Origin of the sequence: Paenibacillus sp. FSL R5-0887 (genome assembly GCF_038002305.1) — a bacterium.
Lineage (GTDB): Bacteria > Bacillota > Bacilli > Paenibacillales > Paenibacillaceae > Paenibacillus_AQ > Paenibacillus_AQ odorifer.
Map to the genome: position 1 here is coordinate 155110 of NZ_JBBOCE010000001.1, position 13714 is coordinate 168823.

Consider the following 13714-nt stretch of genomic DNA (forward strand, 5'->3'; position numbering starts at 1 on the left):
AGGGGGGATATGAATGTTGATCTACAATATTGAGGATTTTGGAGCGCTTAAGAATAGTAAAAAGTTAGCGACGGAAGCGATAACGCGTGCGATTGAAGCGGCAAATAAAGCCGGTGGAGGAACCGTTTATGTACCGGCTGGGACGTTCTTAACCGGTGCAATTCATATGAAAAGCAATATCGAATTGAATTTAAATCCTGGTGCCATTCTTTCATTCAGTACGAACCCGGAGGATTACCCTGCAGTGGAATGCAGATGGGAAGGAGTGAAGCAGCAGGTTCATTCACCTTGTATTTATGGAAGAGAGTTAGTTAATGTATCAATCACTGGCAGCGGAATGATTAACGGAAATGGTGAACTCTGGTGGGAGAAGTTTCGGAACCGCCGGGAAGAGCTGCAGTATCCCCGGCCGACTCTAATCGGCTTGGACAGCTGTCAGCGGGTAACCCTTAAAGATATCGCGCTGGTCAATTCTCCAAGCTGGACCGTTAATCCGATAGGCTGTTACAATGTGACTATTGATAATATTTCCATTCTGAACCCGGCCGACTCTCCGAATACAGATGGCATTAATCCAGAGTCTTGCACCAATGTGCGAATTAGCAATTGCAATATTGATGTCGGTGATGACTGCATTGCGATCAAGGCAGGAACTGAGGACACCAAAGAACGAGTTCCTTGTGAGAATATCACGATCACCAACTGCACTATGGTACATGGACACGGGGGTGTCGTACTCGGTAGTGAAATGAGTGGAGATATTCGTAATGTTACGATTAGTAATTGTGTGTTTAAACAAACCGATCGTGGAATCCGGATGAAATCAAGACGGGGACGCGGGGGAACGATTGAAGATATTCGGATCAGCAATATTGTAATGGAGGATGTTATTTGTCCGTTTACTCTAAATCTATATTATTTCTGTGGACCACGCGGGAAAGAAAAATATGTGTGGGATAAAAATCCTTATCCGATTACAGAGGAAACGCCGTGTTTTAGACGCATTCATTTTGCCAATATTACCGCACGTAATGTTCATGCCGCAGCGGGTTTCTTATACGGGCTTGCCGAGCAGTATGTATCCGAGATTACGTTTACCAATGTGGACATCTCCATGGCGAAGAATGCAATTCCCGGCCATCCAGACATGATGACAGGGATCGAAAACATGAATAATCGCGGATTTTTCCTCGGGAATGCAAGAGATATTCAATTTCATCAGGTGACGATTGAGAACCATGAAGGGCCTGCTTTTTACATTGAAAATGGAGAAGCTGTAGAGATCATAAATTGTCGATCAAAAAACACGAAGAAGCCGGAAAAATTAGTAGAACAAGCTACAGTGTCACCTGAAGAACAGAATGTCTGTCCATAAGAGAATCATCAATTTATTGAGAGGAAAAGAATCCACTATGCTTGTTGTAGGAAAAGAATCCTTTTGCGCTTATCACACGATTCAAGAGGCGATAGATTCACTAGAGCAGGGGCCATCCGGTCAAGCGGATACGCTTTATATTTTGTCAGGGGTCTATAAAGAGGCAGTGCGGCTTTATCGTTCTAATCTTACGATCATAGGGATTGGCTACGTGGAGATTGTTATGAATCGTTACGCGAAAGAGCGTGATGAAGCGGGCGAAGAAATCAATACATTCTCTACACCAACGTTATTTCTGGGCGGGAGCCATCTGGTCTTGGAAAATCTGGTGATTACCAATAATGCAGGGCAGGGTGAAAATATCGGGCAGGCGGTAGCCGTGTATGCTAATTGTGATCAAACCGTATTTAGAAATTGCACCTTAAAAGGGCATCAGGATACGTTATTCACGGGACCTTTGCCACCTGCACCCAAAGAGCGATCTACGTTTGGAGGTATACCACTGAGAGAACACCATGCCCAATATCGGCAGTTGTATCAGCATTGCTATATAGAGGGAACAGTGGACTTTATATTTGGTGGGGCTACAGCATATTTTGACAGATGTGAAATTCGCAGCTTGTGTCATAGTGAGAATCAAGCAGGTTATATTACGGCTGCCTCCACACCTGAGGGACAATCGTATGGTTATATTTTTAAAAATTGCTTTTTAACAGCAGCTCCTGATATTGCTCCGGTGTTTCTGGGCCGTCCATGGCGTGAGTATGCTAAAACCGTATTTGTAGATTGCCAGTTGGGTGCACATATTCATCCACTTGGCTGGGATAACTGGGACAACACCGCTAATGAACAAACCGTTAGTTATCAGGAATATGGCGTGAAGGATGCAATTCTCTTGAGTAAGCAACGTGTGTCTTGGGCAGATTGCTTTGAAGATGGAGACGAGACGCTGGATAAAGAGTTTGTTTTTGCTGGAACGGATTTTTGGAAATAGATACTTTAATTAATGCGTACACAAATAAAAAACGGTAGTCTAGACAGAAGCATAAAGTCTTAGACTGCCGTTTTATTTATGTGTTGTATCACTTTATTTTTAATATGATCTTTCCTTTAGCTCTGCCCGATTCGGAATACTCCATCGCTTTCTGCGCCTCTACAAAAGGAAACACTTGATCAATAACAGGTTTTATTTGTCCGGATTCAATAAGCTCTGAAATGACTTCTAATTGACTGCCACTTGGTTTCATGAACAGAAAGCTGTATTTGACCTTGTGTTTTGCCTCTAATTTGCTCAGCTTCCGGGTAATCAAGCGAAAAATATTAGTTTTTATGAACCCAGCGCCATACTCTTTTCCGAAGCGTGCATTAGGCAACCCTGAAACCGATACAATTTGTCCTCCTTGTTTGACTGTTTTAAAAGCTTTTTCTAATGTTTCACCGCCAATGGTATCGAATACTCCATCATAATTTTGTAAAATCTTATCAAATGCTTCGGTTTTATAATTGATAATTTGATCGGCTCCAAGTGACTTGACCAATTCTGCTCCAGCATCGCTTGTAGTAGTAGCCACGTATATCCCCATCGTTTTGGCAAGTTGGATAGCAAAGGTGCCAACACCGCCCGCTCCCGCTTGAATCAATACCTTTTGTCCTGCCGTTAGCTGTAATATATCATGTAATGCTTGATAAGAAGTAAGCCCGACTAATGGGATGGATGCAGCTTCCTCAAAGGAAAGATTGTGAGGTTTGAGAGCTATATCCTCTTCATGTACGGAGATATATTCTGCGAAGGTTCCGATTCTATCTTTTCTGGGCCGTCCGTAAATCTCATCACCTATCTTGAATTTTTTAACATTCTTTCCTACTTGGATGACAATCCCTGAAAAATCATTTCCTAAAACTAGGGGCATGTTGTATTTCAACAGCGTACGTACTTTGCCATCCCGCACTTTGAAATCGATAGGATTAATACTTGCTGCGTGGATCTCTGCCAATACATCGTAATCACCCACTGCGGGTGTTGGGATGTCGGCTAGTTGAAGAGGGGAATTCCCGTATTTTTTTATGATCATTGCTTTCATCCTAAAAACTCCAATTCATTAATTATTCATTTTTGCTGATCCAGAAAAATAACTCATCTCAACAGGGGAGATGTTTTTTGATTTCGATTGGTCCTCGCTTTTATCTGAGCAGTCTCGGCGATATTTCCTTTGTTCCAGCTTCATATCAATAAAATCGACAACCTGCTGCAGCGAGGAGATTTGGCTGACGATGTTTTCTCGATGGTTTCTTAAATGCTCCACCAGTTCAGGATAATCCGCGGGATCAGCGTCGGCGGAGACCGCCAAAAATGGCTGCATTTCCTGCAAGGGCATGCCTGTTTTTTTGAGGCAGGATAGCAGCAGGATTGTATCTATGTCTTCCTGCCGGTAAACGCGATGCCCGTTGTCCTTCCGGTCTGCCCGGGGAAGCAGCGCGATCTTTTCGTAATAGCGGATCGTATCCTCGGATATTCCGGTTTGCACGGCGGTTTCTTTTATCGTAAACGTTTGCTCTGCCTTCATACTGTACCTCCTGGAGATTGCTTTGTGTGTGCATTATACAACTTGGAGCTGACTCCAAGTCAAGACCTTATCTCTGGGACAAAATCTTTTTATTACGCCTTGACTTGGAGTCGACTCCAATTAATAAAATGTGCGTTATAAGAAGAAGATATCCCGAATTCAGGAGGAGATTTACAATGAGCACACAGCAACGTGAAAATATCGCATTGATTACAGGCGCTAACGCCGGGATTGGATTGGAATTAACTCGAAAATTGCTAGCGGAGGATTGGCAGGTGGTTGCTTTGAACCGTTCCGGTTTTCCAGCCGATGATGTGAACATCCAAAAAGCCATCAAAAACGGCTGGCTTCGTATTTATAAAACAACCGATCTCGCGGATTTTGCCAGCTTGAGAGGGACACTGGAAGAGATCAAAGGCAAGGAGCAGCGGATCGATATTTTGTTCAACAATGCCGGCGGGAGCTTCCCTGAACTGAGCTATTCGACACAGGGGCGCGAAAAGCACTATGAGTTGATGACCATTGTGCCGTATATTATTTTAATGGAATTGAAGGATAGCCTACAAAAAGGACGCTTAAAAACGGTGATCAACACCTCATCCTCAGCGCTTAAATTTACGAAAGAGTTTACGATTGAAATCCTGGAGCGTCCCACCACCTTCCGTAAGCTGCTTGGTCCTTACGCCACCTCAAAGCTGGCATTATCGTTATGGACACAGGCCGCTGCGCCGCAGCTTGCTAATGAGGGCATCATGATTCGCAGTGTTGATCCGGGTAGCAATAACACGCTGCGAAAAGGAAAAAATTCTGGACTGCCTCTAATAGTTAAACCGTTGATGAAGCTGTTTTTCTCTCCGCCTACCCACGGCGCCGACCAATTGTATGAGGGTGCTCTGGGAGAACACCGTGGGGAGACGGGGGTGTTTCTTTGGAAAGGCCAGGTTGCGGATTTGAAATTTAAGGATCAAGCCCGGAATGTTTTGGAAAGGATTAGTGATATTTACGAAAATGAGTATCTTCGTTATTAATCAGATCTTTAGTTGTCTCTAATTATTTTTTGTAATTCCTCCAAACGTATGAGATAATAGAGTTTTTCCGTTGATTCTATTTTTCATGGCATGGTAGAGATGCCTGATCAAATATTGGAGGTAGGCTTGTTGGCGAAACAGTATCCTTTTGAATATGATCGGACCAAACCTTTTATGGAGCAAGTAGGGGAATGGGTCGGAGATGTATTCTATGAAATTCTTCCTGAGGCTGGATTTGAAGTACGTGATGAACAGATATATATGGCCTTTCAGGTAGAGCGGGCTTTTGCCGAGAAAAAGACGATTTTTGCTGAGGCAGGGGTCGGAACAGGCAAGACATTAGTGTATTTGTTGTATAGCATTTGTTACGCGCGTTATATGGGCAAACCTGCGATTATTGCATGTGCGGACGAGTCCTTGATTGAGCAGCTTGTGAAACCGGAAGGCGATATCGCCAAGCTTGCGAAGCATCTGAACATGAATATTGATGCTAGACTAGCGAAATCTCCGGATAAATATATGTGTCTGAAAAAGCTGGATCAGGCTCGGAACCATGATGATGAAAGCTTACCACTGGAGAGCTTGTACAGTACATTACCTGATTTTGTACATTCACATGCACCGATGCAGCAATTCCATGCTTATGGAGACCGCAGAGATTACCCTGATCTGAATGACGAACAATGGAACAAGATTAACTGGGATACGTTTCAGGACTGCTTTACTTGCGATATGCGTCACCGCTGCGGGCAGACCTTGTCCCGTGATCATTACCGGAAATCAAGTGATCTGATCATTTGTTCCCACGATTATTACATGGAGCATATTTGGACCTATGAAGCGCGTAAGCGGGAAGGGCAAATCCCTTTGCTTCCGGATCACTGTGCGGTTGTATTCGATGAAGGACATTTATTAGAATCAGCGGCCATGAAGGCGCTTGGCTATAAGATGAAGCATGTCGTCTTTGAAGAATTGATTTCTCGCCTGCTACAGAATGAAATCCGTGAAACGCTGGCGGTTCTGATTGATGAAGCGATCATGCAAAGTGAGCAAATGTTCAAAGCGATTCGCCGTCAATGCCGAAACATACCGGGATCAGATCGGAAAAGCATTGCGCTGAATGCTTCATTGATTCGTGAGGTACACCGGATGCGGAGTGTAATTGCTGCTATCGAAGAAGAATTAGTATTCGAGAGCGGACTCTACACGATTGATGAATACCAACTGCGAATTGTGGAGGAACGTTTGGAGACCATAGAGATCGCTTTGCGATTGTTTGAGGATTCGGGAGCTCTAATCTGCTGGGCGACAGAAGAAAGTGATGGTCTAACGCTGTCGGTCATGCCACGAAATGTCAAAGAGGTACTTCAAGACAGCCTGTTCACGCAAAAAATGCCAATCGTATTCTCATCGGCTACATTGTCTGTGGATAAATCATTCCAATACTTGAAGGACAGTCTTGGGATACAAGATTTTTTATCCTTCTCTGTAGACTCACCTTATGACTATGAGCACCAGATGAATGTCTATGTGCCAGAGCTTCAGAGTGGGGATTTTGCTGAGAAAATGGAAATTTCCCTGAAGCTTATTCAGCGGACTGAAGGTAGAGCGCTGCTACTGTTCCGTACTCGTGAAGAGCTTCTGCAGTTCAAGCAGCTTAACTCGTTACGACCGGAAAGCAGTTCATATTCATTTTTATATGAAGGGGATCAAGAAATCAGCTATTTAATTTCGGCGTTCCAACGGGATGAGCATAGCGTGTTATGTGCGGTCACCTTATGGGAGGGGCTAGACATTCCTGGACCTTCATTATCTAATGTGATCATATGGTCGCTGCCGTATCCTCCGCTTGATCCAGTGTTTATGGCAAAACGGGCGGAAACCTCCACTCCCTTTGAAGATGTGGATTTGCCTTACATGCTGTTAAGACTCAAACAAGGGATGGGGCGGCTGATTCGAACCGGTACAGATCAAGGAATTGTAACTGTACTTGCGGAAGAGGAAGGGCAACATCCGGTACACGAATATATAACTTCTGTACTTCCAAAAGGGACTCGACTACAGAAGCTGGAAGCTTAAATATCACTAACGATTATAATTGCTCCTTTGGTGAGGCAGATGCTACGGCATTTATGTTTCACTCGAAGGAGCTTTTTTTGTCTAAAATTAAGCATAAGTATTCCTAATCTTACGGATAGGATATTGGTATTTAACTTCCGAGCGGTGTCGTATTATTGTTGAGTCATGGGATGTATTTATACAGCATCATCTAGAGATTCATCAAGGAGTGTATACGACATGGGTCAATCAGAAGGTTTGTATCAACCAGATCACAACAAAAAGGTTGGGTTTGCATTTGGGATAGGGCTAACCTTAGTTATCGCATTATTGGCGAAATTTTTAGCGGGTTTTCCATTCCTATCTATTATGGGGCAATTGGTCATTGCCATCTTAATCGGGATTATTTGGCGAGCTACGATAGGAGTGCCAAATAGCATCACACATGGCACCGATTTTTCCAGTAAAAAACTGCTTCGTCTTGGGATTATCTTGCTCGGTATGCGGCTTAATCTAAAGGATATCGTTGCTGCAGGACCCCGGGTATTTCTTTTGGCAGTCATCGTCATTATATTTGCGATCTCCGTTGTATACGGGCTGGCACGACTGTTCAAAGTAGATAAGCGCCTCAGTATCTTAACTGCCTGCGGAACTGCGATTTGCGGTGCGGCAGCTGTGGTTGCCATCGCTCCACAGATAAAAGCCAAAGATGACGAAACTGCTATTGGTGCAGCTATAGTAGCTATATTAGGCACAATATTTACACTGCTGTACACATTTTTATATCCTTTTCTCGGCTTATCAGATTTAGGTTATGGGGTATTCTCAGGAGCGACTTTACATGAAATTGCTCACGTTATCGCGGCTGCGGATGCTGGAGGAAATGCTGCCGTTGATATGGCGGTCATCGTTAAATTGACCCGGGTGGCTTTACTTGTGCCGGTGGCTATTTTAATTGGGATTTGGTCCAATCGTGAAGAAAGAAAAGTGCAAGGTGGAGCGGCTAAAGCTTCGTGGAAAAGCATTCCAATCCCTTGGTTTATTCTAGGATTTTTAGTTGTCAGTGGTGTGAATTCGTTAGGAATCGTCTCCGCATCAGTAGCCAATGGGATCGTTACGATTGCTTATATGTTAATCGCTATGGCGATGGCAGGGCTTGGATTAAACGTTGATTTGGCGGCATTTAGACGGCTTGGAATGAAGTCTTTTGCAGCGGGACTTATAGGTTCGGTCATGTTATCTTTAGTTGGATTTATGTTAGTTCACTTACTTGCGCTAGCGTAGTTAGCATGTACACCCTGAGTATGAAATGAGTTACTTCATATCCAAACAGCATCCTACTCTTTATCATTTAGTGTGGTAGGATATGCATGAAATGAATGGAGGGACTTCAAGTGAAGTATTGCATAGGTGAATTTGCTTCCATTCTCGGGGTAACTGCGGATACGCTGAGATTATACGAGAAACATGATATTGTTAGGCCTACAAAAGATAACAGCAATAATTATAGATATTTTAATGATTTAGATGCAAGGGATCTGTTAATGAGCAGATGGTATCGCAGTATGGAAATTCCATTGCCCGAAGTGGCACTTCTGATGAAGGATTCCTCTATTGAGCAAGTTATGGGATTGATGCAGCAGTCTCAGCAGAGTTTAGAAGAAGAGATTAAGCAAAAGACGATGCTGCTAAACAAGATGAATGAAATTCATAAAGAGCTTAAGGAAATAGAGTCCTCATTATATATATGTAAACTTAAACAACTGCCAGGCATGTACAGGCTTAAGCAAACGGATAAAAATGCATTATTAAAAAATGATATCGTAAAAAGCCTCGTCAACACTTGGATGGATAGGCTTCCTTATGCGTTTTATTCTTTTAAGATTGAGGACGCGGGGGTGTTATCCGGTGATAATAACTTTGACTATAGCTGGGGGCTTACCTTACCCGAGGAGGAAGTGCAGAAATTTGCAATGGATATCGATGAATATGTAGAGTATATTAGCCCGAGTACCTGTATCTCTGCTATCATGTTATCTACGGATGGACATTATATCACGAAGAAATCTTTGCAGTTTATGATAGATTACATCGAAGCAAATGGTTATACCATAGCGGGTGATGTGGTGGGTAAATTAATGCTTACTGAAAAAATAGAAGGCAATAACCGCTCATATTTGGAAGTGAATATTCCAATTGTATAAGTTTATTTTTATAAACACCTGCTCTAAGAGCGGGTGTTTTTTCTTTTTGGACAAGAATTGGACATTGACATTGGTGCTGCACCAATGTTTATACTTCGGTATATAGCTTGGCAACGTTCGGTAGATATGTATAGATATGAATGTGAAAAATATCACGTTCTTGGCGAGCTATAAGATATTAGATACTGGGGGAGAAGAGAATGCGCAACAGAAATTTCACCAAGAAAATGCTCATGTTAACTTTTTGTATGGTGCTGATCGTTTCCATGCTGAGCGGATGCAAAGGAAATGGGGAGTCGGCAAATTCGTCATCATCATCTTTTAAAGCCGGTACATTCGCAGGGGAAGCGGAAGGCAAAGAGGGCGTGATTAAAGTAGAAGTCACTATGGATGAGCCAGATAAAATTAAAGATATTAAGATCGTAAGCCAGTCAGAAACGGGTGGTCTAGGCGATAATGCACTTGAAAAAATAAAAGATCAAATTCTGGAAGGACAAACCTTGGCAGTAGATGCTGTTAGTGGTGCGAGTCTTTCCAGTGAAGCAATGCTCGCGGCAGTTGAAGATGCCGTAACCAAAGGTGGAGGAAATCTGGAAGTCCTCAAAGCCGGTGGCGTGCAAAAAACAGGTGAAGGTAAAACGGAAAGGCTTGAATCAGACGTAGTGGTAGTAGGCGCCGGTGCATCTGGTGTGTCCGCAGCGGTAACCGCTGCTGATAAAGGTGCCAAGGTTATTATTATCGAAAAAACAGGAGTTATCGGGGGAGCAAGTAATCTATCCTGGGCCGGTAAGTTCTATAATTCTTCCGCAGCTACTGACAATAATCTTAAAGTAAATGTGGAAAAAGAAATTGCCGATTGGATTGTCAACAATCACTGGAGAGTTGACGCTGCAGCGATTAGACAATACGTAACGAAATCCGGCGAAACTTATGATTGGTTAGCAGAAAAAGGGTATAAAACCAGCTTCCTAAACTTCTTCGGAGAGCAGCTGCATGTACTGCCAGCTTATGAAACCCGGGAAGAGACCCTTCGGAAAATGTTGGCTGAATCGGTTGAACAAAAAGGTGGACAAGTGATCACCGAAACCACTGCCAAAAAGCTGATTACCAATGAAGCAGGAGAAGTTACAGGTATTGTGGCTGAGAAATCGGACGGGACTACTCTTGAAATCACAGCCAAAAGTGTCGTAATGGCAACAGGCGGTTATGCCGCAAATTCGGAAATGGTTAAAGAAGCTTTTGGTTTTGAAGGGGTTAACGGAGGACTAGGTCAGAATGTTGGGGAAGGTCTGAAGATGGCTTGGGAAGCAGGAGCCAAGGTTCCTGATAACTTCGGTGGACAAATGCTGCACCAAACATTAGCCAGAGCAACACAAGGACTAAAAACACAATATGAGCCTTTTGAAGCAAGTTATCCGCTGATGTTGACGTATCTGCCTAACTTCATGAATGTCGGTTCTTCCGGAGCACGTTTCAGAGATGAAGCAGCTACATTAACATCGGTCGCAGCAGCTAATACGAGTGCATTTAATGGTGCTTATCATATGGTTATCGTATCAAAATCTCAATTGGCTGCTCTTCAGTCCAAGGGGATGAAAGGTGTTAACGCACCAAGCCTGCCAGGAATGCCACCAGAATTTTATGCCGAATTTGCAGATCAATTCACGTTAGAGAATCCATGGGTAAATGCAGAAAAGGTGTTTGATTCTATGGTAGAAAACGGAGATGGCTTCAAAGGAAATACAATCGAAGAATTAGCAACAAATGCAGGTATGGATGTAGATGTGTTTGTAGAAAATTACAATAGTTATAAAGAAGCTACAAAAACTGGTGTGGATACTGAATTTGGTAAAGCTGCTGATTATTTAGAGCCAATGGGCGAAGAAGGACCGTATTATGCCATCGTCGCTGAAATCAACAACTTGGGTTCTGTGGGTGGCTTGCTGGTAAACACTAAGTTCCAAGTGCTAAATGAGAAACGTACACCAGTAAAAGGATTGTTTGCTGTAGGGCTTGAATCGGAAGGCGTATTATTCAACGATACCTATGTGGGCAATGGGGTCGGAATTGGTTATTCCTTTACCTCAGGTCGTCTAGGTGGAGAGAGCGCGGCAAACAGTGCTTTGAAAGCTAATTAACGACAATTTCCCGGAAAATAATTCAATCTTTTTAAAGCCGCAGAGTAAACAACTCTGCGGCTTTTTTTGCTGGAGATTAGAGCCAATCTTCTTTTAGCAAAGATTTAAGAAGCTCTACATTTGTTACTCCCAGCTTGGCAGCGATCTGCTGCTCTAATTCAATTTTGGTGATCATCATTCTGTTATTGCATTCTATACCCTTTGGAGTGAGGACAATATTTTTGTCACGCTGATTTCCTTCGACTTCAACGGCTTCAACATAACCACGGGATAACATGCCTTGAATGCTTTTATGCGTGCCCTGTCTTGAAATGTGAATTATTCTACTGATTTCTGAGATCGATAACATTTCTCGGGCCTCAAGAACTGCAAGAATGTGGGATTCGGTCTTATTGATTTGATCCGGGTCTTTGTCTGTCACTATTTTACGTAAAGCTAGATGCTTCTCACTGAGTAAATCAATCAGGTTCATTTTTTGCAGCTGCTTATTCATTAGAACACTCCTAAATGATGTCTCGTTTATCCCAGTATAAGTCATTTGCGATTATTGTCAACTTGGTTGACTTGATTTGAGAATTTGTGTTATTGTAATCCAAGTTGACAATACAGAGATAAAAGGAGCTTGAAGATGGGAAGAAACAAAAAAGAAGCATTTTTATTTACGTTCATCATGTGTTTTTTGATGGTACTGGGGATGAGTATTTACAATGTAGCACTAATGGAGGGTTGGTCAGGCACGTTAGTTAAGGATGTGATTGTCGGCTACTTGCCTGCATTTATAGTTGCACTCATTCTAGATGTATTTGTTGTAGGCAAGGTTGCGAAGGGGATCGCGCATAAGCTGGTTAAAGAAAATGATCCGATGATCAAAAAAATCATGTTCATATCCTTTTTTATGGTGACCGGAATGGTATTGTTCATGTCCTTCTATGGCGCAGTTCTCCATGTTGGATTTTCTGCTGAACTACCAAGAGCTTATCTGTCTGCCATAGGTAAAAATTTTATTTTTGCACTTCCACTGCAAATCATTTTAGTTGGGCCGCTTACACGATTTATTTTTGTGAAAATTACTCCAGCTGTGTCTGCGTAGGGAATAAATCAATAGAAGCAATATACAACAAAACGCTCTCCGTCTGCCCGAATAAGCAGAAGAGAGCGTTTTTTTTAGATGAGAAACGTTTATCTATGGCTCGCTCGTTTACGCAAGCGCGTGAACTCTCTTTTTTACAGGTTCGAGTAGATTTAGGGCATACTCATTTCCGCTACCTTTGGGACTATCGTTACGGATATGCTCCTCCAGACATAATCTGGAATTGTGATCCGCTTGATAATCAGGATGATTATCCAGATACCCCATTAGGGCTTGCCATGAGCCGTAGATATCATCAGTACTTTCTGTCAAAGCATAGAGGCCGCCGTCGAGGCGCATTTCCTTTAGGTGAGCTGGTATCATCACATTTTCCGGAATTGAGGCACAGAATCCATATCCGTAAGGTTTATTCTCACCACTTGGATGCGGGTTCGTATTGCCGCCAAACAGCCGTGCTGTGCCTAATAGTTGACTAGCTTCCAGCCATTCATTAACTGGGATCATAGATTCATCTTCTGGTGAGGTACTAACCGCAACATTGTAGGCAAATCTCATAGCTGGAAGAGTAATGAATCTTACATGAATAGGGGTAGAGTGATTAATAGTTGGCATAGATATAACCTCCTCAGTTTCAGTCATACCATCCGATGGACTGCATGACTTTTCGTTTAGTTCAGATAATAATTGATTTGTAATGGGTTCCTCGAGATGGGCGGATATCCACTGTAAAAAGAGATGGATTTCACCTTCTCTATTTGTTAGTTCTGTTTTTTGATTGTGAATAGAAGCCGCTTGCTGGCTGAGCGCTTCGTACATGGACTGAACGGACATATTTTTAAGCACGGTTCCAATATCCTTGATGCTAATATCCAGCTTTCTTAATAATGAGGTAACCCGAATGGCGAGTATCGCTTTTTCATCATAAATCCGCCAGCCAGAGCTGCTATCCCGCTTACTTTCATACAATCCTTGAGCTTCCCAGTGACGCAGAGTCCGACTCGTCAGTCCGAATTGCGCAGAAAGCTTATCAATGGTAACAAATCCGCTCATAGACAACTCCCATTTCATAGTTTGATAAGGCGCCTTATGTGGATTATTTTAGCATTTAACGTTACGTCAATTGCAAGGAGAATTAATGATTGGGTATTCGAGATAATTTACATTTCTCATACAAAACATTGTCCAGTATTTAACGTCCAGCTTCTACAATCAAGATATTGGTAGAATGTACCTATTGCAATATGAGGCTTTATACGG

At 42.7% G+C, this 13714-nt stretch carries 12 protein-coding genes; 8 read left to right on the forward strand and 4 right to left on the reverse strand.

What is annotated here, in order from left to right; translation table 11 throughout:
- Positions 1-13: 13 nt before the first annotated feature.
- Both MKY14_RS00660 and MKY14_RS00665 read left to right on the forward strand, forming a co-directional pair.
- A complete protein-coding gene (locus MKY14_RS00660; protein WP_340975510.1) occupies positions 14-1375 on the forward strand; it encodes a glycoside hydrolase family 28 protein in 1362 nt (453 codons plus the stop codon).
- Between the two features lie 37 nt (positions 1376-1412).
- On the forward strand, positions 1413-2369 hold the full coding sequence (locus MKY14_RS00665; protein ID WP_340977005.1) for a pectinesterase family protein: 957 nt from the start codon (positions 1413-1415) through the stop codon (positions 2367-2369).
- A gap of 88 nt (positions 2370-2457) precedes the next feature.
- Here the strand turns inward: MKY14_RS00665 and MKY14_RS00670 are convergent, their stop codons facing one another.
- Together MKY14_RS00670 and MKY14_RS00675 are read right to left on the reverse strand one after the other, a co-directional pair.
- Positions 2458-3456 carry an NADP-dependent oxidoreductase gene (locus MKY14_RS00670; RefSeq protein WP_340975513.1) on the reverse strand — a complete coding sequence of 333 codons (999 nt, stop codon included), beginning with the start codon at positions 3454-3456 and terminating at the stop codon, positions 2458-2460.
- A gap of 18 nt (positions 3457-3474) precedes the next feature.
- A complete protein-coding gene (locus MKY14_RS00675) occupies positions 3475-3939 on the reverse strand; it encodes a MerR family transcriptional regulator (protein WP_248549297.1) in 465 nt (154 codons plus the stop codon).
- A gap of 176 nt (positions 3940-4115) precedes the next feature.
- On the opposite strand from MKY14_RS00675, the gene MKY14_RS00680 reads away from it, so the two are divergent.
- The 5 genes from MKY14_RS00680 (at position 4116) to MKY14_RS00700 (ending at position 11367) form a co-directional block, all read left to right on the forward strand.
- A complete protein-coding gene (locus MKY14_RS00680; RefSeq protein ID WP_340975519.1) occupies positions 4116-4967 on the forward strand; it encodes an SDR family NAD(P)-dependent oxidoreductase in 852 nt (283 codons plus the stop codon).
- A 174-nt stretch (positions 4968-5141) separates the two neighbouring features.
- Entirely contained in the window at positions 5142-7046 is a 1905-nt protein-coding gene (locus tag MKY14_RS00685; protein WP_370510779.1) for an ATP-dependent DNA helicase, read from the forward strand.
- A gap of 219 nt (positions 7047-7265) precedes the next feature.
- Entirely contained in the window at positions 7266-8309 is a 1044-nt protein-coding gene (locus tag MKY14_RS00690; protein ID WP_076308269.1) for a YeiH family protein, read from the forward strand.
- A gap of 110 nt (positions 8310-8419) precedes the next feature.
- Positions 8420-9229: a MerR family transcriptional regulator gene (locus MKY14_RS00695; protein WP_076124994.1), complete on the forward strand. Its 810-nt coding sequence runs from the start codon at positions 8420-8422 to the stop codon at positions 9227-9229.
- Positions 9230-9429: 200 nt separating this feature from the next.
- Positions 9430-11367 (forward strand): FAD-dependent oxidoreductase, encoded by a 1938-nt coding sequence (locus MKY14_RS00700; protein ID WP_340975523.1) that lies wholly within the window; start codon positions 9430-9432, stop codon positions 11365-11367.
- Positions 11368-11443: 76 nt separating this feature from the next.
- Here the strand turns inward: MKY14_RS00700 and MKY14_RS00705 are convergent, their stop codons facing one another.
- A complete protein-coding gene (locus MKY14_RS00705; RefSeq protein ID WP_038569750.1) occupies positions 11444-11860 on the reverse strand; it encodes a MarR family winged helix-turn-helix transcriptional regulator in 417 nt (138 codons plus the stop codon).
- Positions 11861-11995: 135 nt separating this feature from the next.
- Here MKY14_RS00705 and MKY14_RS00710 point away from each other — a divergent pair, with 135 nt between their 5' ends.
- Positions 11996-12457: a DUF2798 domain-containing protein gene (locus tag MKY14_RS00710; RefSeq protein ID WP_076218537.1), complete on the forward strand. Its 462-nt coding sequence runs from the start codon at positions 11996-11998 to the stop codon at positions 12455-12457.
- A gap of 108 nt (positions 12458-12565) precedes the next feature.
- On the opposite strand, the gene MKY14_RS00715 is transcribed toward MKY14_RS00710, so the two are convergent.
- On the reverse strand, positions 12566-13507 hold the full coding sequence (locus MKY14_RS00715; protein WP_076281000.1) for a MerR family transcriptional regulator: 942 nt from the start codon (positions 13505-13507) through the stop codon (positions 12566-12568).
- Positions 13508-13714: the final 207 nt, after the last annotated feature.

Excerpts from the sequence above, each read along its gene's own strand:
- MKY14_RS00710 (WP_076218537.1), top strand. The coding sequence starts at position 11,996 with ATGGGAAGAAACAAAAAAGAAGCATTTTTATTTACGTTCATCATGTGT.
- MKY14_RS00700 (WP_340975523.1), top strand. The coding sequence starts at position 9,430 with ATGCGCAACAGAAATTTCACCAAGAAAATGCTCATGTTAACTTTTTGT.
- MKY14_RS00685 (WP_370510779.1), top strand. The coding sequence starts at position 5,142 with ATGGAGCAAGTAGGGGAATGGGTCGGAGATGTATTCTATGAAATTCTT.
- MKY14_RS00660 (WP_340975510.1), top strand. The coding sequence starts at position 14 with ATGTTGATCTACAATATTGAGGATTTTGGAGCGCTTAAGAATAGTAAA.
- MKY14_RS00690 (WP_076308269.1), top strand. The coding sequence starts at position 7,266 with ATGGGTCAATCAGAAGGTTTGTATCAACCAGATCACAACAAAAAGGTT.
- MKY14_RS00675 (WP_248549297.1), bottom strand. The coding sequence starts at position 3,939 with ATGAAGGCAGAGCAAACGTTTACGATAAAAGAAACCGCCGTGCAAACC.
- MKY14_RS00715 (WP_076281000.1), bottom strand. The coding sequence starts at position 13,507 with ATGAGCGGATTTGTTACCATTGATAAGCTTTCTGCGCAATTCGGACTG.
- MKY14_RS00705 (WP_038569750.1), bottom strand. The coding sequence starts at position 11,860 with ATGAATAAGCAGCTGCAAAAAATGAACCTGATTGATTTACTCAGTGAG.
- MKY14_RS00680 (WP_340975519.1), top strand. The coding sequence starts at position 4,116 with ATGAGCACACAGCAACGTGAAAATATCGCATTGATTACAGGCGCTAAC.
- MKY14_RS00670 (WP_340975513.1), bottom strand. The coding sequence starts at position 3,456 with ATGAAAGCAATGATCATAAAAAAATACGGGAATTCCCCTCTTCAACTA.
- MKY14_RS00665 (WP_340977005.1), top strand. The coding sequence starts at position 1,413 with ATGCTTGTTGTAGGAAAAGAATCCTTTTGCGCTTATCACACGATTCAA.